The sequence below is a fragment of the Finegoldia dalianensis genome, assembly GCF_046255015.1.
In the GTDB taxonomy this organism is placed as follows: Bacteria; Bacillota; Clostridia; order Tissierellales; family Peptoniphilaceae; genus Finegoldia; species Finegoldia magna.
This window is the reverse complement of record NZ_JBDLBQ010000001.1, coordinates 151148-174728: the sequence shown is the minus strand read 5'-3', so window position 1 is coordinate 174728 and position 23581 is coordinate 151148. Positions and strand designations below refer to the sequence as shown.

Sequence of the window (23581 nt, the reverse complement as noted above, 5' to 3'; positions counted from 1 at the left end):
AAGGCCTAATCAAAACATTTAAAATAATTTAATAACATCTTTAATTGTAACTATGGCGATTAATGCTAAAAGCAAAATTAATCCTACCATGTGTATATAGCCTTCTTTTTCTTGAGATATTTTTTTACCAAATATCATCTCAATTAGTATGAATATCGCTCTTCCTCCATCTAAAGCTGGAATAGGCAATAAATTAAAGACACCTAAATTAATGTTAATATACGCTAATAAAAAAATTAAATTAGCAACACCTGTTTTTGCAGCATTGCCAATCTCTTTGACCACGCCAACAGGTCCACTAACTCCCCCTAAACCTAATTGACCAGTTATAAGCATCCCTAGGAATTTATATAACATCCCTGTCAAATTAAGAAAAGTTATCAAGCCTTTTTTAAAGCCTTTGACTATACTAAAATTTTTAATATTATATTCTTCTTGAAAGTTTACTCCAATTTTTCTAATATTATTTTCTAATCTTGGAGTGACTTTTATATTCTTTGATTGAGAATCTCTTATTACTCCAATATTTAAATCACCTTGTGATTCTTTGATACTTTTTAATAATTCTTCTCCATCACTTACATTCTCCCCATTTATAGATACAATTTGATCTCCTGTTTGTATACCCGAAGAGTATGCTGGTGAATCTTTTATCACACCGGATACTTCTGTACTAACTCTACTTACAGACATTAATAAAATTAACAAAATAAAAGCTAATATAAAATTCATAATGGCACCAGCTAAAATTACTTTAAGCCTTACAAGCGGAGATTGATTATTCAAAGAATTCGGGCTGTCGTTTTCTTCGTCTTCCCCTTCTAGCTGACAATAACCTCCCACAGGTAACATTCTCAAAGAATAAAGAGTTCCATTTGATTCTCTTTGGAAAAGTTTTGGTCCCATACCTATTGAAAATTCCAAAACAGATACTCCATTCATTTTCGCTACGATAAAATGTCCAAATTCATGTATTAAAATTACAAGTAAAAATATTATAATTGATGAAATTATTGTAATCACATTTCCTCCTAATTAAAACCCTAAACAATATAATATTGAAAGATAAGGCAAAACAAAAATAAAACTATCAAATCGATCCATTACTCCACCATGTCCAATAAAAATATTACCAAAATCTTTCACATTGGCTTTTCTTTTAATTTTAGAAGCGCTTATATCCCCAATTTGAGATATAATCGAACCGAATAAAGCTATGATAACTATCTTAACAACATTTAAATTACCGTAAAATATAGAAAAAATAGCTCCAATTATCATGCTTCCTATAATTCCACCAATAGCTCCTTCAATAGTTTTTTTAGGACTAATCTTTGTCAATTTGTGTTTTCCGAATAACATTCCTGTACAATATGCTGCTGTGTCTGTCCCCCATGAACATATATAGATAAGCCAAATAAATTCAGTTCCAGAAATAAAATACATTAACGAAAAAGTAATCGTAATATATATGTGTAAGAAATAGTTATTTAATACTTCTTTGATAGGTTTGTCAAAAATTGTATACAAAGTCAATTCTATCAAACTAAAACTACACAATAAAACAATCGCAAATAATTCTTTTTTAAAATAAATACTTAAATTAAAACTAACATTAAACAATATATTAATAATCAAATTATTAATGTTAATGCTATTGTAATACTCCTTGTTAATTACATTTTCTAGTTCGTAAATTGCAACAGTGCTTAGGAATAAATTCATTATTAAAAGATAAATTCCACCTTTAGAAACGCAAAAAATAGATAACAATAAAATTATTATTCCTGTTAATGTCCTTTTTAAAAATTTCATTTCAATCCACCAAATCTTCTATTCCTATTTTGATACCAATAAATTGCATCTATAAGTGATTCTAATTTGAAATCAGGCCAATATATATCCGAAAAATAAAGTTCTGCATAAGACATTTGATAAAGCAAGAAATTGCTTAGCCTTTTTTCTCCGCCTGGTCTTATTAGCAAATCAACGTCTGGTTGATTTCTCGTGTATAAAAGTTTTGAGAACTCATCATCAGTCAGGATTTCTCCATCTACTATCGCAGTATTCACAGCTCTTAATATCTCTTGTCTTGAACCATAATTAATAGCTATATTTAGAATAAGTTTATCATTATCTTTTGTTGAATCCAATGCGTATTCAATCTTTTGAATTACTTTTTCGGGCAATACACTAATATCTCCCAAAATATTAATCTTGACTCCTTGAGTTACTAGTTTATTTAATTGGTCATCTATATATTTTATGAGTATTTGCATCAAAAAATCTATTTCTTTTTGTGGTCTTTTCCAATTTTCTGTCGAAAAAGCATACAGGGATAAATATTTTATTCCAATATTTAATGAGTTTTCGACAACATCAACAACTCTTTTCATCCCTTCATTATGCCCAAATACTCTGGGTTTATTTCTTTTTGTAGCCCATCTTCCATTTCCATCCATTATTATGGCAATATGTTTAGGCAGTCTATCTTGATCTAAATTTGATAAATCCATTTTCAATTCCTTTTAGTTTATTCTTAATTATTGTATCATATTTTGATTTTTTCTTACACAAAAAATAAGCCTTAATATTTGAATATCTCATTAGAAAATCTTCAAATTAGGCTTATTTTTATAATATATTATTTGCTTTTAATTTCTCTTGAACCAGGTTTTACCAATTCTATTCCTTTTTTACATAAAGGACATTCTTCCGGTTTGAAAATTTCAATATCAATTTTTGTTGCACTGTACAAAGGTAAATCAATATCCAGATTTACACTTCTATCTACTAAGCAACAAATTCCTACTACTTCAGCTCCCAAATCTTCCAAAACTTTTTTAGTCTCATATGAAGATTTAGCAGTGGTTACAACATCTTCTGAAATAATAACTTTCTCGCCTTTTTTTACTTCAAAACCTCTTCTAAGACACATTTCGCCATCTTTTCTTTCAGTAAATATAGCTGGTTTATGTAGTTGTCTTCCTAGTTCATAAGCTACTATTATTCCTCCCATTGCAGGTCCAACAACAGTATCAAATTCAATATCTTTAAGCTTTTCAGCAATAACTTTTATTACTTCTTCAGCTTTGTCTGGATATTGTAATAATTTTGCACATTGACAATACTTATCACTGTGATTTCCAGATGACAATAAGAAATGACCTTCTAACAATGCATTACTTTCTTTTAATAATTCAACAACTCTATCCATCATTTTCCTCCTAAATAATATTCCTGATATCTTCTATTGATTTAAAATTATTTTCTTTAAGGTAGTTTTCCATGCCATTTGCTATTTCAACCATAACATTTGGATTCACAAAATTTGCTGTACCAACTTGAACTAAGTGACAACCTACCATAATAAATTCTAGTGCATCCTTGTAATTTTGAATTCCACCCATACCACAAACAGGAATTTTAACATTTTTGCACACATCTCTACACATTCTTAAAGCTATTGGTTTTATGCAAGGTCCTGAAAGACCAGCAGTTATATTGTCAAATACTGGTTTTCTTTTATTAATATCTATCGCTAACGCATTAAAAGTATTAACAAGACTAATCGCATCCGCTCCCGAATCCTCACACGTTTTAGCCATTTCAACTATATCATTAGCGTTTGGAGATAATTTTACCATTAAAATTTTATCGGTATGCTTTCTTACTTCTGATACAACTTTTTCTGCTATATCGCATTTTATTCCAAAAGCCATTCCTCCCTCTTTAACGTTGGGGCATGAAATATTTAACTCAATTATTTTTATGTCAGTGCTTGATATAAGTTCAACTGCTTCAATATAACTTTTTATATCAGAACCACCAATATTTGCAATAGTAACAGTATCCAAAGACAACATATAGTCCAGATCCCTATTAATGAACTCTTGAACAGATGGATTTTGTAATCCTATACTATTCATAATTCCAGAAGGTGTTTCATAAATTCTTAAACCAGTATTTCCATTTTTAGGTTGAATTGTTAATCCTTTTGTTGAAATACCTCCTAATTTATTTAGATCTGTAAAGTTCTCATATTCTCTTCCGAATCCAAATGTGCCAGAAGCTCCAACAACAGGATTTTTGAATTCTACGCCGCAAAAGTTTGTTTTAAGCATCAAATATCACCTCATTTTTTTCAAAAATTGGGCCATCTTTGCAAACTCTTTTAAGTCCATTAGTTGTATGAACAGTACATCCTAAACACGCTCCTATTCCACAGGCCATGTGAGCTTCTAGTGAATAAAATTCTGTCGCATCAAGATTTCTTTTCTTTAAAGAATTCATCATTGGATTTGGACCGCAAGCATAAATATATTCATAATTGTTTTTTACGTATTCCGTTATATATCCTTTAAATCCAATTGATCCATCTTCGGTAGAAATGATTGTTTTATTTTTATTTAAAATCTCATCTTCCATATATGTTGTATTTCTGTATCCAACATACAAATCCACGTTTTTTAATTTTCTGGACAAATATTTCATTGGAGCAATCCCAATACCACCAGCAACTATAGCACATTTAGCTTCTGGATGTAATTCGAATCCGTTTCCTAAAGGCCCAAGAATTTTTATACTTTCTCCCACTCTCATCGACGAGATTATAGATGTTCCTTTGCCTACGACAGCGTATAAAAATGTTATACTTTCCTCATCTAAATCACAAATACTTAGAGGCCTAGGAAGAAGTGGTGATTCATCCCATGCTCTCAACATATAAAATTGTCCAGGATCACCTTGGAATTTTCCTTTTAAAACCAATTTAAAAATTCCATCACTAATTTCTTCATTAAGTATTATTTCAGACTCGATATATTTATTCACCGTAAATATCCTTTCTCATATCTTCTACAGCTTTTCTAGCATATTTACCGATATTTTCTTCTCCATCATCAAAATTTCTGTAATTTAATATGATGCCTCTTGATGAATTCACAATTCCTTTTTTAAAATTGTCAAGGTAAACTCTGATATCTTCTGGTTTTGCTCCTTGTGCGCCGTAACCTGGAATTAAAAACATTATATTTGGATATCTCTCTCTAATCTTGTTTGCATTTTCACTCTGAGTTCCACCTACTACAAATCCTAAAGAACTTAAAGTGCATTCTCCTAGATAATCCTTTGCGATATTATTCAAATTATCACCTATTTCGTAATATAGTGGTTGACCTTTATAATCCTTATATTGGATATCTTTTGAACCTGGGTTTGATGTTCTCATTAATACGAATATTCCTTTTTCTTCGGATTCAAGGTAAGGTAAGTAATGTTCTAAAGTATCATATCCCATAAATGGATTTACGGTTATAAAGTCAGCTTCAAAATCACCTTCAAAATGTGCTTTTGCATATTCTTTTGCTGTATTTGCGATGTCTCCTCTTTTTACATCGGCAATTGATATTAAATTATTATCTTTAAGATATTTGAGAGTGTTTTTGTAAGCTAATAATCCTTCTATACCATGTGCTTCGTAGTAAGCAATTTGCACCTTAAAACATGCTACTAAATCTTTTGTATTATCTATGATTTCCTTATTAAAATCAAATAAATATTCGCTAACTTTCTTTCCTTTTTTCATATTTTCTGGTACATAATTTGTACTAGTATCTAGTCCTACACATACTATAGATCTTTCGTTTATTCTTTCAGAAAGCTTATCTATTATCATTTTTAGCCCCTTTCTCAAATTTAACTTTTCCATTTACGATTGTCATCTCAATACTACCCCTAAATTTTTCGCCAATAAATGGACAATTGTTTGATTTTGAATTAAATTTTCCTACTTTGATTTCTTTATTAATATCAATTATAACTAAATCAGCATCGTATGTCGGATTTATAACACCTTTGTTTTCCCCTAATATCTTAGCTGGATTGTAACTCATTAATTCAGATATTTTGTTTAATGATATATCATTTTCTTCATGCAATACTTTATATGCAATATTAAAGGCTGTCTCTAATCCAATCATTCCACATGCACCTTTATCTTTATCATCTTTAGTATGAGGTGCATGATCCGTTGCAATAGCATCTACTGTATTATTTTTTATCATTTTTATTATGCAATCTATATCTTCTTGAGTTCTTATTGAAGGATTTACTCTAAAATCACTATCTTTCATATATATGTGATGAGGAGTAACTTCGCAAGTAATTGGCGCATTTTTTTCTTTGTAGAATTTTATCGCTTCCAATGAGTCAATAGTGCTAACGTGACAAAAATGAACTCTACATCCTGTTTTTAAGCTTAAGTAGCAATCTCTAATTGTTTCTAAATCCTCTGCATACCTTGTAGAAATCTTTGTTAGATTATGGTCTTCTGCATGTACCATTATACCCTTGTTTATTTTTTCTATTTCTGTAAAGATATTAAAAGCTAGTAAAGAGTCTGTTATGCCTTTCCCGTCTTCACTAAAAAATTTGATATTATTATCTGCTTTTTCAAAATTAATCATTTCTATAGATTTTAAATCTTTTGTTGTGGCCATGCATTGATATATATTTATTAGATCAATTTCTTTTGATTTATCTATAATTTGATTGTAGATTTCATTATTATCCACGACTGGTTTAGTGTTACCCATCAAATTACAACTTGTGTAGCCTCCAGCAAGGGCTGACAGACTACCAGTGTGTAAATCCTCTTTGTTTTCTTGACCTGGATATCTGAAATGAGTGTGCAAATCTATGAATCCTGGCATTACAATTTTATTGTTTATATCAATGATTTCATCACATTCTTCAAATATTTCTCCTATTGCTTTTATTTTACCATTTTCTATTAAAATATCAGCAAATAGATCTTTATCTCTATCTATGATATGACAATTTTTAAGCAGCAGTTTCATTATTCCTCCACGTTATATAGATGATCACAATAATCACATTTATAAGTTCTAGTATCCTTATCAACTAAACTAAATTTTTGTACAATACTTCGTTCAGACTGAGTAATACATCTAGGATTTTTGCATTTAATAAAGCCTTCGAAATGTTCTGGCAAATTCAAGCTAATTTTTTCTTTTATTTTTTCATTTTCAATTATATTAACGGTCATATTATCATCGAATACTCCAAGTATATCAAAATCTATATCAATAACATTTTCGATTTTAATCATATCTTTTCTTCCCAATTTACCTGATTGTGCATTCATAATCAATGCAACTGTATAGTCAGCCTTGTCTAACTTTAAAAGTTGGAATATTTTATAACCCATTCCACATTTAATATGATCGATTACAATACCTTTTTCAATACTATTAATGTTTAACATTATCTCACCCCTAATAATTTCAATATTAACGCCATTCTAACAATTACACCGTATCTAACTTGCTTAAAATAAACTGCTCTTGGATCGCTATCAACTTCTGTAGCTATTTCATTTACTCTTGGCAATGGATGAAGTACAGCTAAATCATCTAAAGCTAATTTCATCTTATCATTATCTAATATATACGAATCTTTCAATCTAACATAATCTGCTTCATTGAAGAATCTTTCACGTTGGACTCTAGTCATGTATAAAATATCAAGTTCACCAATTACATCTTCCATTTTTTCAACTTCTTTAAATTCTATATTTTTTGATTTTAAAAATATCTTAATATAATCAGGTACTTGAAGTTCTTCTGGAGATATTAAGACGAATTTGTTGTTTTCATATCTTGACATTGCTTTTATCAAAGAATGTACTGTTCTACCAAATTTTAAATCCCCACACAATCCTATTGTCATGTTGTTTAATCTTTTTTTAGTCATCCAAATTGTCAACAAGTCTGTCAAGGTTTGAGTTGGGTGTTGATGACCCCCATCACCTGCATTTATCAATGGAACTTCTGCATAAGAACTAGCTAAAACCGCTGAACCTTCTTTAGGGTTTCTCATTGCAATTATATCTGTATAATTCGATACTGTTCTTATTGTATCAGCTAAAGATTCACCTTTTGATGTTGATGAGCTTGCACTTTCTGAAAAACCTATGCAATCTCCACCTAATCTATGTATTGCTGATTCAAAACTTAATCTTGTTCTTGTTGAAGGCTCAAAAAAAAGAGTCCCTAAGATTTTTCCATTACACAAATTAGAAAAATCAGAAGGACTCTTTATAATTTCTTCTGCTAAATTTAATATTTCGTTTATCTCTTCTACATTAAAATCATCTGCGTTAATTAAATTTCTATTTTTTAACATAACTATCTCCTTTGATTTATTTTCATTATAATAACATCAAAAAAGATATCTGTCAATAGTTTTTTTAATTAAGAATTGTAAAATTTACATCTGTCGTTCAATATACATTCTTCACATTTTGGATTCCTAGCCTTACATAAATTTCTTCCGTGCCAAATAAATAAGTGATGACTTTTTGACCATCTATCTTTTGGTATTACTTTCATCAAAGCTATCTCAGTACTTAATACATCTTTTTCATTTACAATTCCAATTCTGTTAGTTACTCTAAAAACGTGAGTATCCACAGCTATAGCTGGTGTACCAAATGCATTGCTCACAACTACATTTGCAGTTTTTCTTCCAACTCCTGGTAATTTCATTAATTCCTCTATAGTATCAGGAACTTTTGAATCATAATCATGATATAAAACATTACATGTATTAATAATATTTTTTGATTTTGTTTTGTACAAACCACAACTTTTGATGTACTTTGTTAATCCATCTACACCTAAGCCTAATATAGCTTTAGGGGTATTGTGTTCTTTAAATAAAACAGCTGTAACTTTATTAACTCTAACATCTGTACATTGTGCCGATAAGATAGTGGCAATTAATAATTCGAATGGAGTAGTAAAATCCAAACCTGCTTTTGCATTAGGATATAAGCTATCTAAATCATCCAAAATTTTATTAATTTTCTCGTAACTCATGAAACTTTCTCCTTATTTTTTCAATTTCAATTTTATATCCATCTAAGTTGTTAGGCGTTTCCAGTATTATTGGTCTGCCTTCTAACCTTTCATTAAAGATTATATTAAAAAGGTCTGATTTTCCAATCAATCCTTTACCAAACTTTTCATGTCTATCCTTATTTGCTCCAAATGGCATCATAGAATCATTGCAATGAATCACTTTAATTTTTTCAATACCAATTAACTTGTCAAATTCATCAAGATAATCATCAAATTTAACCAGTTTAATTCCTGAGCTAAACAAATGACATGTATCGATACAAACATACAATGGAATACTAGTATTACTAATAATATAAGCAATTTGATTTAAATCAAATCCAACTTCACTACCTTTTCCACTCATAGTTTCAATACATATCTTCTGACCATTTGAAACATCTATTTGATTTAAGCCTTCTACAATTAAATTAAGTCCTTTCTCAATTCCTTGATTTTTATGACTTCCTGGATGAAGAACATAATTATCAATTTCCAAATCTCGAATTTTTTTCATATCCTCATTTATAAGCTTGATTGCCAGTTCTCTTAGGTCTTCTCTATCACTACATAAATTCATGGTATATGCTCCATGACATACTATTTCGTTTATATCATGAGTATCTCTAAGCTTCAAAAATTTTTCTATTTCTCTATCAGGAATTAATCTAGACTTAGATCCTCTTGGATTTCGTGGAAAGAATTGAAAAGTGTCAGCATTTATTTCTAAGCATTGTTCTATAGTTTTGTGAAGTCCTTTTGATGTAGATAAATGACATCCTATTCTATTCATAAAACCTCCTAATCACCTCTAAATCATTATTATATCACACCTTAATATTTTAATATGTTATAATACTAGTTGAGGAAGTGAGACATGTTTAACATTAGCAAAAAAAATATATCAAAAATAGATAAAATTCTAATTATAAGCGTTTTAATACTTGTTATTTACGGTCTTGTAGTATTATATAGTGCTGGATCAAGTCTTTCAAACCATTATTTCAGAAAACAATTAATAGCTACAATTATAGGAATAATTGTTGTTTTTTTTATAATTTCACTAGACAACCACATAATAAAAAAACTTAACATTCCAATGTACATAATTTGCAATGTTTTACTGGTTCTAGTTTTATTTTTTGGTGTTGGTGATGAATGGGGCGCAAGAAGTTGGTTTAAGTTTGGACCAATTAATTTTCAACCTTCTGAAATAATGAAGATAGTTCTTATTATTTCGCTAGCAAATATTATAGAATCTAACAAGAACAGCCTTAATAATCCTAAAATTTTATTAAAAATACTAATTTTTGCTTTCATTCCTGTTGCCCTAATTTTAAAACAACCAGACGCAGGAACAGCTATGGTTTATACATTCATAATAATAGTAATGTTGTTTACAGCTGGAATTGATTGGAAATATTTAATAGGAGCAATTATCTTAGGTATAGTCAGTTTACCTTTTCTATACTTGAGGCTTGATCAATTTCAAAGAGATAGAATATTAAATTTTGTTCATCCCGAAAGAGATTTATCCAATACTGGATGGCAAGCTCTCCAAGGTAAAATAGCAATAGGATCAGGAAAATTAACTGGTGAAGGTTTCTTAAACGGAGTTCAAAGTCAATATAATTTTATTCCTGAAAAACAAACAGATTTTATTTTTGCAGTATTAGTTGAAGAATTTGGATTTATAGGTGGATTTATATTGATTTTATTATATGCCCTTATGCTTTATAGATGTGTGGTTATTGCTCAAAACTCAGATAATTTATACTCAAAATTATTGACAATTGGATTTGCAGCAATGTTTTTATTCCACATATTTGAAAATATTGGAATGACTATTGGGGTAATGCCAATAACTGGTATCCCTTTACCATTTTTTAGTTATGGTGGAACATTTCAAATTATCAACTTAATTTCAATTGGATTGATTATATCTTCATCAATTCAAAAAGACCCATTGAACTTTATTTAGGAGGAAATATGAATAAAATAGAAAGTTTTAAAATTAATCACTTAAAATTATTACCAGGAATTTATGTATCAAGAAAAGATTACTTAAATAATGAAGTATTAACTACTTTTGATTTAAGAATAACTGCGCCTAACAGAGAACCCGTTATGAACACAGCAGAAGTTCACGCAATAGAACATTTAGCAGCTACATTTTTAAGAAATAAACTTGAAAATGAAGTTATTTATTTTGGTCCTATGGGTTGTAGAACAGGCTTTTATCTAATCTTGGTCGGAGATAAAAAATCTGAAGATATCGTAGATTTAGTTAAAGAACTCTTTGAATTCATATCTAATTATGAGGGCGATATACCTGGTCAATCAGCAAAGGACTGTGGCAATTATTCAGATATGAATTTAAATATGGCAAAATTCTATTCTGATAAGTACTTGAAGGTTCTAAATTCTATTAAAACAGAAAATTTAATTTACCCAGAATAGAAAAAACACAATTTAGTTATACTAAATTGTGTTTTTATTTTTTTGATCTTTATCTAAATATGTTGTTTGTAGTTCTGTTAGCTTCTTTTCATTCATTTTTTCAATATAGTGTTTTCTACATAATGGCATATATGCCTCACTAGCACCCAACTGTATTCTGTTTTTATCGTCTGATATACGATAACTTACCCATGCATCATTTCCACACACAGCACACACAGCGTGGTGTTTTTCGACGTAATCACATATAGGCAATAATTCCTTAACAAGTTGAAATGGCTTGGCTTTATAGTCCATGTCAAGTCCAGCAGCAATAATTGTGAATCCTTTTTCCAAAAGATAGTTAATTTGTTTTACAAAATGATCTGCTTTTGAATTAATAAATTGTACTTCATCTATAGCAATTACATTTACATCATGAGTTTTTGTATATTCAACTATATCGTCAATATTATCGACATTTATTGCTTCAATTTCGTTTTTATCATGTGTTACTACTTTTTCCTTAGAATATCTAGAATCCATCTTCGGCTTAAACACAACTACATTATATTTAGCTATTTTAAACCTATTCACTTCTTTCCATAAACTAGATGTTTTTCCAGAAAACATAGATCCAGTATGCACTATTAATTTGCCTCTATATTGATGCATATTAATTCCTTGAAATCTCTATTGATTGAATAATAATATCATCCAACGGTTTATCTGAAAAGTCAGTATTTACGTTAGCAATTTTGTCTACAATATCCATTCCACTATAAACTTGACCAAATACAGAATGTTTTCCATCTAACCAAAAACATCCCCCATTATTTTTATAGTATTCTTTTTGTTCTTCATCCAAATCACATTCGTCAAGATATTTAATATAATCTTTTCTAATTGAAGTGTTTTGAACTATAAAAAATTGAGATCCATTAGTATTTGGTCCAGAATTAGCCATAGATAAAGCTCCTCTTATATTTTTCAAATTATCAGAAAATTCATCTTCAAAAGGCTTTTCCCAAATACTTTTCCCACCATAGCCTGTGCCTTGTGGATCTCCTCCTTGGATCATAAAATCTTTGATGACTCTATGAAAAATAGTTCCATCATAATATCCTTCTTGTGCATGAGTTACAAAATTTTCCACACAATTTGGAGCATCATTTTCAAACAAACAAATTTTTAATTCTCCCATGTTTGTAATTATATTTGCAATTAATTGATCTTTTTTAGGTATATCAGTTTGATACATATTCCCTCCATAAATAATTAAACTGCTTTTTAAAAAGCAGTTTAAACTTTTGTATTTGATGAGAAGTAATATCCTTCTCCCCATTTTGTTCTAATTATTAATGATTCGTTATCTTTGATTTTTTCCCTCAATCTTTTAATGTGAACATCAACAGTCCTGATATGAGACTGTGCATCTTCCCATAATTTCGCAGCCAATTCCTTTCTTGAAAGAACCTTATCTTTATTAGAAACAAGTGCATATAGCAATTCAAATTCTCTTCCTGTTAATTCTATATATTGACCATATCTTTTTACAGTTCTTGATATTAAATTAAATTCAAATTCACCAATTTGTATTACGCTTGTTTTATTATGGTCATTTACTAAATCTGATTTCGTTCTTCTGAGAACTGCTCTAATTCTTGCTTTTAACTCAAGCATATTAAATGGATAAACTACATAATCATCTGCACCATATTCCAACGCTAAGATTTTTTTCATATCATCTGATTCATCACTAACAAAAATTGTCGGAATGGAATATAATTTGCTAATTTCTTTTTTGAAATCTAAGCCTGTACCATCCGAAAAATTCATATCACTAAGCAAAAAATCATAGTAACTTTTTTTTAGTTTTTCAAGTGCATCTTCAATTGTAGAACATTCTGAAACTTCATAATTTTCATCATTAGAGAAATTCAAAATGATCTCATCTTTATACACATTAGATGGAAAAACTAACAGAATTCTAAGTTTCATAAGTTTAATTAGATTACTTCAATAAAGTGATCTGTCTTTTCCTTTACTCTTCCTATTATACTTCCAACTTGGCCTGATTCATGTAATTTTTCTACAAGTTTATCAGCATCTTCCTTAGATAATGCAATTAATAATCCGCCTGATGTTTGGGGATCAAAGACCAAATCATCTACAAAGCTACTAACATTTTTGCTGATTTTTACATCATTTCTGATAAAGTTTCTGTTGTCATAAGCTCCTTTTGGAACTAATCCTAAGTTAACAAACTCTTCTACTCCTTCAAAAATAGGTAAGTTTTGTGAGTCGATTTCTATTGTTAAATCAGATCCCTTAGCCATTTCAAGTGCATGGCCGCACAAACCAAATCCTGTTACATCAGTAGCAGCATGAACTTCTAGTCCATCGCAGGCTTCCTTAGCGTATTTATTCAAAGTAGACATAGATTTGATAACTTCATCAAATAATTTTTGATTATCCATTCCACCTTTTATAGCAGTGTTTACAATTCCTACACCTAATTTTTTAGTTAATACAACCACGTCTCCAACTTTAGCTGTAGAGTTGGCCCATACTTTATCTGGATGATTGATTCCAGTTACAGACAACCCATATTTAGGTTCATCATCTTGTATAGTATGACCACCAACTAATAGACATCCCGCTTCTTTAGCCTTATCAGCACCGCCTTTTAAGATTTCAACCAAAATATCTTGATTCATGCAATCTGAAAAACAAACAATATTTAAAGCTAACAATGGATCTGAACCCATAGCATATAAATCACTTAAAGAATTTGCCGCAGCTACTTGACCAAATGTATATGGGTCATTAACAACCGGCGTAAAGAAGTCTAGAGATTGAATTAAACATAAATCATCTCTTACTTTGTATACAGCACAATCATCGCTTGTATCTAATCCTACTACTAAATTATCGTCATTTACTTTTTCAAGATGACTTAATACTTCAGCTAATTTACCAGGTCCAATCTTTGCTGCGCATCCAGCTGTTTGAGTAAACTCAGTTAATTTAACATCTTCTGGTTTAATTGTTTTGTACTTTTTGTCTAACATTTTTATCTCCTTTAATCTATAGTTATTAAACTTTTTAATGATTCAAAAGTTTTATCGCCTATTCCATCTACATTTTTTATTTCTTCAATTTTTTTAAATTGATTTTTCTCTCTAAATTCTATTATTTTTTTAGCTTTAGAAGGTCCAATACCTGGTAATGTTTGCAATTTATTGCTATCAGCAGTGTTAATATTTACAAGACTATTTGAATTATTATCTTTTATTGTAACTATATCTGAGCTTTCTATGTTATTGTTTTGTGCTTTTGAAGTTTCTGTTTTTGATGGGATATAAACTTTCATCTCATCTTTTAGCTTCATTGCCAAATTTACACTCTTAGTATCAGCATCTTGTGTAAATCCACCTGCTAATTCCACAATATCTTTAATTCTATCATCTTTTTTAAAAGAATAGACACCAGGCTTGTTTACACAACCATCTATTTGACACATAGTCGTGGAATTATCTTCTCTGTTTTGTGTATTATTTTCAGATTTTTCATTTATGCTCTCTGTTGATTTTGTATCAACTAGCGTTTGAATTTGATTGTTATTCAAATTATCTGAATTAGATTTATAATAACCAAAACCAACTAAAACAATTATAGCTATACCAATTAAAATTTTATCTTTAGAAAAATTAAAATTCATAATGCGCCTCTTATATCTATATACACTATAATATCATATGCACAAGCAATTCGTCCAATAAAAAAAAGCTACCGGTATTAAATACCAATAGCTTATGATTTTAGTTTAAAATTCTTCTTGCTGTTACAAATGTACTTGAGTAATAGTTTGAGTCAATGTCTGAAATAATTACACCAGTTGAAGGTGTTGATGCATGAATCATTTTTCCATTACCAACATAAATCCCTACGTGAGAAATACTACCTGAGCCATTTGTACTAAAGAATAACAAATCTCCTTGTTTCAAATTACTTTTACTTACAGGATATCCATTATTTGATTGTGCAGCTGAATTTCTATAAAGAGAAATACCGCAAACTTTATTATATAAATAACTAGTTAATCCAGAGCAATCAAATCCTACTCCTGGTTGTGCAGAACCCCAAACATATTTTTCTCCTAAATAATTATAAGCAGCTTGAGCTACAGCACTTCCAGAACCGCCTTCATTAGATCTTACAACCTTAGAGTTAGATTCTTTTTTGTAAGAATCCTTTACTTCAGTATCTATCGTTTGGTTTGATTCAACTTTATTGTCTTGAATATAATTTACAGAAATATATTTTCCTTCAGAAAGTTTTAACCAATATTTTCCTTTGATACCACTAACTTTAGTACCTTTTTCTAATACAGAAACTACGTTAGAATCCATGCTGTCTTTATCTCTAACATTTACAGCTTCCTTTACATATCCAGTATAGTTAGCTCCTTCAAATTTTGTAGAATTTGATTTCCTTACTTGTTCTTTGTTTTTAACTTCTGAAACTTGAAGTTCATCATTTTTCTTTTCTTCAATTTTAGTGTTTTGCAAGTATTTTATACTAATAAAACCATTATTTCCATTTACAGAAGTTTTGAACCATCCATCTTCAACTACACCTTGTACTTTAGTGTTTTTCTCTAATACACCTAGTTTATTAGAGCTGATTGATTTTTCACTTCTTAGATAAACTGGAGATTTTACCCACATATCTACTGACTTTTCAGTAGATTTAGATTTTACTTCAGATTTTACTTTCTTAACTTCAGGATTATTTTTTGAAACTTGTTTTTTAGCTTCAGAAACTACTTTTTTATTTGATTTTTCATTGGTCAAGAAGTCTTTACTTACGTATGCTTCTTTGTTTTTATAGCTTATTTTTGCCCATGATTTATTGCCATCATCTTTAACAACAACTTTTGTATCTTTTGTTAAAACACCTATTGCTTCAGATTCTTTATCCGCCTTTTCTCTTACAAATAAATCACCTGTCGTAGATTTTGTTATATTTGAATAAATCTTTTCTTCTTCATTTTCAGAATTTCTTGAAAGAGTCAATGAGGCAACTTCAGATTTTTCTTTTTTTAAGCTAGATTTTGAATTTTCATTACCTTCTGAAATTTTCCCAACATTTGCAGTAGATAATTCCACTTTTTTAGCTTCATCTTTTTTTGTATCTACTTTTTCACTATTTTGTTTGTATGTAGAAACGTTATTTTCAGCAGAAGTCTTTAATTCTTGTTTATTATTTCTAACTTGTTTTACATCCGAATTAATTTCTTCTTTAACTTTCTCAGCTTGTTTATTAGATATAGTTTTTGTGGAATCATTTAATACGTTTCTTACTTGTGAATTTCTTATTTCTTTAAGAGCTTTCTCTTTTTCTTCTTTTTCAGCATTTGGAGTCAATACATCATTGCTTTTTATTGCAACTGAATATTTAGAATCATTTAATTTATTAGATTCAACATTATTGTCTCCTATTAAAGTTGTGGAACTTAAATAAGGCGATACAAAAGTTCCTACAGCTATGACTGAAGCTAATCCGATAGATAAGCCAAGTCCTTTTTTGTTCATATTAACTTCCTCCTAATACATCCTAAGATAATATTAAAAGAATTAAAAAAATATGTCAAGTAAATTCAACAAAAAAGTTACAAATAAGTTTCAAAAAAGTAATAATTGTAACATTTTTGTCATAATTACTGATTTCTCCTCTTTTATATAAGATACTTAAAAATAAAAATTTTATTAAAATAAAAAAATCTATTCACAACATGATGAACAGATTTTTAATTTAATATTAATTTTTAGATTTCCATTAGTTCAGTTTCTTTATCAGAAACAATATTGTCAATTTCTTTTGTTAACTTATCTGTTAATGATTGAATATCATCTAATAATACGTGCAATTCATCTTCAGATATTTCAGCATTTTTTTCCATTTTTTTTGCATCGTCAACAAAATCTCTTCTTATAGATCTTATAGTGACTTTAGATTTTTCGCCATATTCTTTAACAACTTTTGTCAATTCTTTTCTTCTGTCTTCAGTTAATTGTGGAAATGGTAATCTTATAATATTGCCATCATTGGAAGGAGTTATTCCCAAATTAGATGCTTGAATTTGTTTTTCAATTTCTTTCATTATTGATTTATCCCATGGCTGAATTGTAAGTAATCTAGCTTCTGGAGCGGAAATCGTAGCAACTTGTTTTAAAGGTGTTGAAGTTCCATAATAATCTACCATAATATTATCTAATACGCTAGGATTCGCACGACCAGCTCTTACTGTTTTTAGATCTTCCCTTAAAGCATGCAATGTTTTCTCAGCTTTTGTTTCCATATCTTTTAAAATTTGTTTACTCATTTTTATCCCCCTCAACAATTGTTCCAATATTTTCTCCATGAGAAACTCTAATTATATTTTTAGGATCATCTATACCAAAAACTACTAATCCCATATTATTTTCCATGCAAAGTGATGTAGCTGTTGCATCCATTATTCCTAAGCCTTTGTTTAAAATATCAATATAAGTAAGTTTATCGTATTTGATTGCATTTTTATTTTTATTAGGATCAGAATCGTATATACCATCTGTTCCTCTTTTACCTGCTAAAATAACATCAGCGTTAATTTCTACTGCTCTTAACGCAGCTGTTGTATCAGTAGAAAAATATGGTAATCCTGTTCCTGCAGCAAAAATTACAATTCTACCCTTTTCAATATGTCTTATCGCTCTCCTTCTAATATAAGGTTCTGCAACTTGTTTCATATCTATTGCTGTTTGTACTCTTGTTTGAATACCTTTTGCTTCCAAAGATGCTTGCAATCTCAAAGCATTTATTGTTGTTCCTAACATTCCCATTGAGTCCGATGTAGCTCTGTCAATTTTAGATGATCTTCCTCTCCAGAAATTTCCACCACCAACAACAATAGCAATTTCTAATCCTTCTTCGTGGACAGCTTTTATAGAATCGCAAATATTTTCTATAATATCATCATCTAATCCGTGTCCTTGGTCTCCACTTAAAGCTTCACCGCTTAATTTTAGTAGAACTCTTTTATATTTTAAACTCAAAATTTCCTCCTAATTAATAATAAGGTTTTCTTTAATTAATCATACCAAATTAACATTTTAAAATCAATATGATACTATGTAAAATAAAAAAAGCTGCAATATAGAAATTGCAGCAATAATTTTTATTGACCCATTTGTTTTTTTACTTCTTCAGCAAAATCTTCGTTTTTCTTTTCTAAACCTTCGCCAACTTCAAATCTAGCAAATCTACGAATTTTAATGTTTTCACCTATTTTTGCAATTAAATCTGTTAATAATTCTTCTACAGATTTATTAGGATCTTTAATGAATGGTTGTTCTAATAGACAAATTTGTGAGTAGAATTTGTTTATTCTTCCTTCAACTTTCTTTTCAGCAATCATTTTTGCTTTATCTTCAGGAATATTTTTTCCGTCGTTTTCGTTCATAGCTTGATGAACTAATACTTCTTTTTCTTTTTCTACTTCTTCAGATGGTACTTCATCACGACTTACGTATTTTGGATTTGATGCTACAACTTGCATTGCTATATCTTTTGCGAAATCCTTAAATTCTTCATTTTTTGCAACGAAATCAGTTTCGCTATTGATTTCAACAATAGCAGCAATTTTTCCACCGTGAATATAAGTTTCAACAATACCTTCAGATGCTAATCTTCCAGCTTTTTTTTCTGCTCCAGCAAGTCCTTTTTCTCTCAAAAGGTCAATTGCTTTTTCAATATTTCCATCTGCTTCAGTTAGGACTTTCTTACAGTCCATCATTCCTGCGCCAGTTTTTTCTCTTAATTCTTTTACCATACTAGCAGTAATTTGTGCCATTTTATTACCTCCAATTGAATTAAAAAGCGACTGTCAAACAATTATTTAATTTTAAGTTTAACCGTCGCTTATTTTTTATTATTCTTCGTCTGATTGTTCTTCAGAATTTTCAACAAATTCTTTTAAATCTTCTTCTGATACTGATTCTTCGTTTTCAGATTCTTCTGTATCATTTTCAGTTTCAGAATAAACTTCTTCTGAATCTTCACGACCTTGATTTGCTTCAATAACAGCATCAGCAATTGTAGAAGTTAAAAGCTTAACCGCTCTAATTGCATCATCGTTACCAGGAATAGCAATATCCAATTCGTCTGGATCACAGTTAGTATCTACGATACCTACAACTGGTATTCCTAATATTTTTGCTTCGTGAACAGCAATGTATTCTTTTTTAGGATCAACTACAAAAAGTACACTTGGCATTTTTGTCATTTTTCTAATACCACCAAGGTTTTTTTCTAGTTTTTCTCTTTCTCTTTCTAATTGGCTAACTTCTTTTTTAGGTAAAAGATCGAAAGTTCCATCTTCTTCCATTTCATATAATTGGTGAAGTCTATTAATTCTTGTTTTGATAGTTTTGTAGTTTGTTAACATACCACCTAACCATCTTTGGCTTACATAATGTTGTCCACATCTTTTAGCTTCTGTTTCGATTGCTTCTTGAGCTTGTTTTTTTGTTCCTACGAAAAGAACTTCTCCACCATCTGCGACGATGTCTCTTACATAATTGTAAGCATCATCAATTTGTTTTACAGTTTTTTGAAGATCTATAATATAGATTCCATTTCTTTCTGTAAATATAAATTTTGACATTTTTGGGTTCCATCTTCTTGTTTGATGTCCAAAGTGAACCCCAGCTTCTAACAATGATTTCATTGATACTACTGACATTTTTTCTACCTCCGTTTTTTTCCTCCAGACGACTCATCTACAAATGCGACAATTAAGCAACTGCATCAGTATCATCGGCTGTGTGTTTTACTTTCAAAGTATATCATATATGCTTTTATTTTTCAAGCTTTTTATAATCACATTTTTCATTAGAACAAAGAATGGATTCTCCATGCCTATTTTTTCTATGAACTAGTAAACTACCACATTCAGGACATTTCTCACCTGTAGGCTTATCCCATAAAGCGAAGTCGCAATTTGGATAATTTTCACATCCATAAAAAACTTTACCTCTTTTAGAAACTTTTTCTATTATTCTGTGACCACATTTTGGGCATTTTACTTTAGTATCTTTTACAATAGTTTCAGTATATTTGCAATCAGGAAAAGCACTGCAACCAATAAACTTTCCATTTCTCCCATGTTTTATTACCAAATCACTGCCACATTCAGGGCATTTGCGTCCAATTGGTTCGTCTTTAACTTTAAATTTATCTTGTGCATTTTTTGCATTGATTAAATCTTCATTAAATCCATCATAAAAATCTCTAATTACTTTTTTCCATTCAACGTCGTTTTCAGCAATATTATCTAATTCATTCTCCATTTCAGCAGTGAATTTTTCATTAATAATTGAATCAAAATATTTAACTACAAATTCACAAACTTTTTCTCCGATTTCTGTTGTATAAAATTTTTTCTCTTTTAATTCAACATAATTTCTAGACAAAATACTGCTTATAATCGATGCATAAGTACTTGGCCTACCAATGCCATCTTCTTCAAGTGTTTTTACAAGGCTTGCTTCTGTGTATCTAGGTTTTGGTTTAGTAAAATGTTGTTTAGATCCTATTTCTTTTGAAATTATAGAATCTTTTTCCTTTAATTCAGGCAATTCGCTATCTTTGGTATTCAAAGAATATACTCTTGTAAAACCGTCAAAAATCACCACGTTACCATTAGATCTAAAAGTATAACCATTGTTATCAAAATCTATCGATGTAGATAAATATCTTGCATCTTTCATCTGACTAGCAACAGTTCTTTCCCAAATCAATTTATATAATTTGTATTGATCATCTGTCAAATATTTTTTAATTTCATTCGGTCTTCTTTTTACTGACGAAGGCCTAATACCTTCATGAGCATCTTGTGATCCTTTTTTCTTTTTAGAATAATCGTATCCTTTTGTGGCATATTGTTTTCCGTAGAGATTATTAATAATATCTAGGCAATCACTCACGCAAACATGAGAAATTCTTGTTGAGTCCGTTCTCATATAAGTAATCAAACCTACTGAACCTTCGCTACCCAAACTAATTCCTTCATACAACTGTTGAGCTATTCTCATAGTTTTAGAAGTTTGAAAATACAACTTTTTATAGGATTCTTGTTGAAGTGTAGAAGTAGTAAAAGGAGCGTAAGGTTTCCTAGATTTTTTTTGTTGTTTTATAGAATCTACAACAAAATTATCTGACAAATCATTTAAAATTTTATCCGCTTCATCCTTGTTTTTTATATTGATTTTATTAGATTTATCGTTTTTTGAATAATATAGCTCAGAATCAAATTCGAATTTTCCCTTGGATAAATTTGCATGAATAGACCAGTATTCTTCTGGTTCAAACTCTCTTATCTCTTTTTCTCTTTCACAAATTAATCTTAAGGCTACAGACTGTACTCTACCGGCGCTTAGTCCAGATTTAACTTTCTTCCATAATAATGGAGAAATGCTATAACCTACTATACGATCTAAAACCCTTCTTGCTTGTTGAGCATCTACCAATTTTAAATCGATAGCTTCAGGTTTTTTTATTGCTTCTTTTACAGAGTCTTTAGTTATCTCTTGAAATTTTACTCTATTTTCTTCCTCTGGATTTATATCTAATAAATAGCACAAATGCCAAGAAATAGCTTCTCCTTCCCTATCAGGGTCGGTTGCCAAGAAGATTTTTTGAGAATTTTTGTAATCTTTTTTTAAAGAATTGATTACACTGGCCTTACCACGCACATTAATATATTGTGGTTCGAAATCATTCTCTATATCTATGCCTAGTTTACTTTTTGGTAAATCTCTTAAATGACCAATTGTAGCTACAACTTTATATCCTGACCCTAACATTTTTTGAATTGTCTTTGCTTTAGTTGGAGATTCTACTACCACTAGCTTTTTATTTGCCATTAAAAGTCTATCCTTTCTGTTAACTTTCTTGTAATTTCGATCTTAGTTCACTTATAGATTCAGTTGAAATTTGATCTTTATTTATTCCTAATTTATTTATTATCTCTTTTAAATGTTCTTCATCTTTGACTTCAATTTCCAAATATGGATACGGATAAAAATCTTTATCCCAGCAATCAAAATCCAGTCTTGCATCCATAAACTCAAATGATTTTCTTTCTTTTTTTGATGAAGATTGCTTATCCAATTTAACAAATTTTAATATTTGTTTCAAGTTTTCTTCGCTATCAAATTCTATAGTATATTCATCGTAATGTCTAACGTTCGTATCATTAACTCTCTTTTTGTAAGTAAGAAATTTCTTGTTTACATTATTAAAAATATCTTTCGAAATTCTAATTCTAAGATAATCACTACTATCAATTAAATCAAAATTATTAGATTCAATTAAAATATTTTCTTGAATTTCATGAGCTATCATTTTAGCTCCCATTTCAACAGCTTTATCCATCAAACCATTAAAATCATCAGTAAATACCTTGCATTCTAATTCTTTTTCCATACTATTCCCTAATTTTCTTAACTTTAAAATCTATATAATCCGAAGACACACAATGTACATTTATTCCATCTATTGTTCCTTCGACGACATTTTGATGTCCATATCCGTGCAAATGTCCATATATTAAATCTGTAACATTATAATTTTTTAAACAATTAAATATCTCATTAGGTTGTTTATTAATATCAAAAGGTGGATAATGAAGCATCATAATAATATCATTGTTATTTCGGACGCTTTCCAAGCTCATATTAACTCTTAAAATTTCTCTTTGAAAAATTTTTACATCTTTCTCTGTAGCTTCTTTGCTAGTTGGATCAAGCCACCCACGTGATCCACATATATTGATATCTCCTAAATCTAGTGAATCATTTTGAATAAAATTAATAGATTCTAATTCTAATTTTCTTAGTTTACTTATACCAGACCACCAATAATCATGGTTACCTCTAGTTAGAATCTTTCTACCTGGACTCTTATCGATCCTTTTCAAATCTACAAAAGCATCATATAGTTGCATTGCCCAGGAAATATCTCCTGGTATAAGTATAATATCTTCATCATCTAATTTTTCTAGATTATGAAATATCTTTTCTTCATAATTATCCCAATTATCACCGAACACATCCATCGATTTTTCTTTTGTATAATCCAGATGTAAATCACCTATCGCATATATCATA

Annotated in this window: 27 protein-coding genes; 2 read left to right on the top strand and 25 right to left on the bottom strand. The window is 29.5% G+C overall.

Features of this window, described 5'->3' with window-relative positions:
* Positions 1-18: 18 nt before the first annotated feature.
* The 12 genes from rseP to ABDJ34_RS00970 form a co-directional block, all read right to left on the bottom strand.
* Complete coding sequence (gene rseP, locus ABDJ34_RS01025) at positions 19-1023, bottom strand: RIP metalloprotease RseP (protein WP_353317146.1); 1005 nt, start codon at positions 1021-1023, stop codon at positions 19-21.
* A gap of 12 nt (positions 1024-1035) precedes the next feature.
* Positions 1036-1815: a phosphatidate cytidylyltransferase gene (locus ABDJ34_RS01020; RefSeq protein ID WP_412701086.1), complete on the bottom strand. Its 780-nt coding sequence runs from the start codon at positions 1813-1815 to the stop codon at positions 1036-1038.
* Positions 1812-2516 (bottom strand): isoprenyl transferase, encoded by a 705-nt coding sequence (locus tag ABDJ34_RS01015; protein ID WP_412701085.1) that lies wholly within the window; start codon positions 2514-2516, stop codon positions 1812-1814. The genes ABDJ34_RS01020 and ABDJ34_RS01015 overlap by 4 nt, the downstream gene beginning before the upstream one ends.
* A gap of 128 nt (positions 2517-2644) precedes the next feature.
* Entirely contained in the window at positions 2645-3217 is a 573-nt protein-coding gene (gene pyrE / locus ABDJ34_RS01010; RefSeq protein WP_412701084.1) for an orotate phosphoribosyltransferase, read from the bottom strand.
* A gap of 10 nt (positions 3218-3227) precedes the next feature.
* Complete coding sequence (locus ABDJ34_RS01005; RefSeq protein ID WP_353317142.1) at positions 3228-4124, bottom strand: dihydroorotate dehydrogenase; 897 nt, start codon at positions 4122-4124, stop codon at positions 3228-3230.
* Positions 4117-4833 carry a dihydroorotate dehydrogenase electron transfer subunit gene (locus ABDJ34_RS01000; RefSeq protein WP_412701083.1) on the bottom strand — a complete coding sequence of 239 codons (717 nt, stop codon included), beginning with the start codon at positions 4831-4833 and terminating at the stop codon, positions 4117-4119. The genes ABDJ34_RS01005 and ABDJ34_RS01000 overlap by 8 nt, the downstream gene beginning before the upstream one ends.
* A complete protein-coding gene (gene pyrF, locus ABDJ34_RS00995; protein ID WP_412701251.1) occupies positions 4826-5677 on the bottom strand; it encodes an orotidine-5'-phosphate decarboxylase in 852 nt (283 codons plus the stop codon). The genes ABDJ34_RS01000 and pyrF overlap by 8 nt, the downstream gene beginning before the upstream one ends.
* Positions 5664-6860, bottom strand: a complete 1197-nt coding sequence (locus ABDJ34_RS00990) for a dihydroorotase (protein WP_412701082.1) — start codon at positions 6858-6860, stop codon at positions 5664-5666. The genes pyrF and ABDJ34_RS00990 overlap by 14 nt, the downstream gene beginning before the upstream one ends.
* Positions 6860-7288 (bottom strand): aspartate carbamoyltransferase regulatory subunit, encoded by a 429-nt coding sequence (locus ABDJ34_RS00985; RefSeq protein WP_002836363.1) that lies wholly within the window; start codon positions 7286-7288, stop codon positions 6860-6862. The genes ABDJ34_RS00990 and ABDJ34_RS00985 overlap by 1 nt, the downstream gene beginning before the upstream one ends.
* Positions 7288-8208, bottom strand: a complete 921-nt coding sequence (gene pyrB, locus ABDJ34_RS00980; protein WP_412701081.1) for an aspartate carbamoyltransferase — start codon at positions 8206-8208, stop codon at positions 7288-7290. The genes ABDJ34_RS00985 and pyrB overlap by 1 nt, the downstream gene beginning before the upstream one ends.
* 68 nt (positions 8209-8276) lie before the next feature.
* Positions 8277-8903 (bottom strand): endonuclease III, encoded by a 627-nt coding sequence (gene nth, locus ABDJ34_RS00975; protein WP_094205639.1) that lies wholly within the window; start codon positions 8901-8903, stop codon positions 8277-8279.
* Complete coding sequence (locus tag ABDJ34_RS00970; RefSeq protein WP_412701080.1) at positions 8884-9717, bottom strand: deoxyribonuclease IV; 834 nt, start codon at positions 9715-9717, stop codon at positions 8884-8886. The genes nth and ABDJ34_RS00970 overlap by 20 nt, the downstream gene beginning before the upstream one ends.
* 84 nt (positions 9718-9801) lie before the next feature.
* On the opposite strand from ABDJ34_RS00970, the gene rodA reads away from it, so the two are divergent.
* On the top strand, positions 9802-10905 hold the full coding sequence (rodA, locus tag ABDJ34_RS00965) for a rod shape-determining protein RodA (protein ID WP_412701079.1): 1104 nt from the start codon (positions 9802-9804) through the stop codon (positions 10903-10905).
* Between the two features lie 8 nt (positions 10906-10913).
* On the top strand, positions 10914-11384 hold the full coding sequence (locus ABDJ34_RS00960) for an S-ribosylhomocysteine lyase (protein WP_094207100.1): 471 nt from the start codon (positions 10914-10916) through the stop codon (positions 11382-11384).
* A gap of 21 nt (positions 11385-11405) precedes the next feature.
* Here ABDJ34_RS00960 and ABDJ34_RS00955 read toward each other — a convergent pair whose 3' ends face one another.
* From ABDJ34_RS00955 to ABDJ34_RS00895, 13 genes are all read right to left on the bottom strand, one after another.
* Entirely contained in the window at positions 11406-12038 is a 633-nt protein-coding gene (locus ABDJ34_RS00955; protein WP_094208563.1) for a thymidine kinase, read from the bottom strand.
* 1 nt (position 12039) lies between these two features.
* Positions 12040-12624 (bottom strand): peptidylprolyl isomerase, encoded by a 585-nt coding sequence (locus tag ABDJ34_RS00950; RefSeq protein WP_412701078.1) that lies wholly within the window; start codon positions 12622-12624, stop codon positions 12040-12042.
* Positions 12625-12665: 41 nt separating this feature from the next.
* Positions 12666-13364 (bottom strand): response regulator transcription factor, encoded by a 699-nt coding sequence (locus tag ABDJ34_RS00945; RefSeq protein WP_353317140.1) that lies wholly within the window; start codon positions 13362-13364, stop codon positions 12666-12668.
* Between the two features lie 8 nt (positions 13365-13372).
* Positions 13373-14437, bottom strand: coding sequence for a selenide, water dikinase SelD (gene selD, locus ABDJ34_RS00940; protein ID WP_094207097.1), 1065 nt, complete (start codon positions 14435-14437; stop codon positions 13373-13375).
* A gap of 11 nt (positions 14438-14448) precedes the next feature.
* Positions 14449-15087: a helix-hairpin-helix domain-containing protein gene (locus ABDJ34_RS00935; RefSeq protein WP_308611201.1), complete on the bottom strand. Its 639-nt coding sequence runs from the start codon at positions 15085-15087 to the stop codon at positions 14449-14451.
* Between the two features lie 100 nt (positions 15088-15187).
* Positions 15188-16963: a C40 family peptidase gene (locus ABDJ34_RS00930; RefSeq protein ID WP_412701077.1), complete on the bottom strand. Its 1776-nt coding sequence runs from the start codon at positions 16961-16963 to the stop codon at positions 15188-15190.
* A gap of 233 nt (positions 16964-17196) precedes the next feature.
* Complete coding sequence (gene frr / locus ABDJ34_RS00925; RefSeq protein WP_353317137.1) at positions 17197-17754, bottom strand: ribosome recycling factor; 558 nt, start codon at positions 17752-17754, stop codon at positions 17197-17199.
* Positions 17747-18466, bottom strand: a complete 720-nt coding sequence (pyrH, locus tag ABDJ34_RS00920) for a UMP kinase (RefSeq protein ID WP_094205628.1) — start codon at positions 18464-18466, stop codon at positions 17747-17749. The genes frr and pyrH overlap by 8 nt, the downstream gene beginning before the upstream one ends.
* A 122-nt stretch (positions 18467-18588) precedes the next feature.
* Positions 18589-19263, bottom strand: coding sequence for a translation elongation factor Ts (gene tsf / locus ABDJ34_RS00915; protein ID WP_094207094.1), 675 nt, complete (start codon positions 19261-19263; stop codon positions 18589-18591).
* 78 nt (positions 19264-19341) lie between these two features.
* Positions 19342-20154, bottom strand: coding sequence for a 30S ribosomal protein S2 (gene rpsB, locus ABDJ34_RS00910; RefSeq protein ID WP_094203599.1), 813 nt, complete (start codon positions 20152-20154; stop codon positions 19342-19344).
* 115 nt (positions 20155-20269) lie between these two features.
* A complete protein-coding gene (gene topA, locus ABDJ34_RS00905) occupies positions 20270-22336 on the bottom strand; it encodes a type I DNA topoisomerase (protein ID WP_094207093.1) in 2067 nt (688 codons plus the stop codon).
* A 19-nt stretch (positions 22337-22355) separates the two neighbouring features.
* On the bottom strand, positions 22356-22898 hold the full coding sequence (locus tag ABDJ34_RS00900; protein ID WP_278725402.1) for a class IV adenylate cyclase: 543 nt from the start codon (positions 22896-22898) through the stop codon (positions 22356-22358).
* Position 22899: 1 nt separating this feature from the next.
* Positions 22900-23580: a metallophosphoesterase gene (locus tag ABDJ34_RS00895; RefSeq protein WP_412701076.1), complete on the bottom strand. Its 681-nt coding sequence runs from the start codon at positions 23578-23580 to the stop codon at positions 22900-22902.
* Between the last annotated feature and the right edge of the window lies 1 nt (position 23581).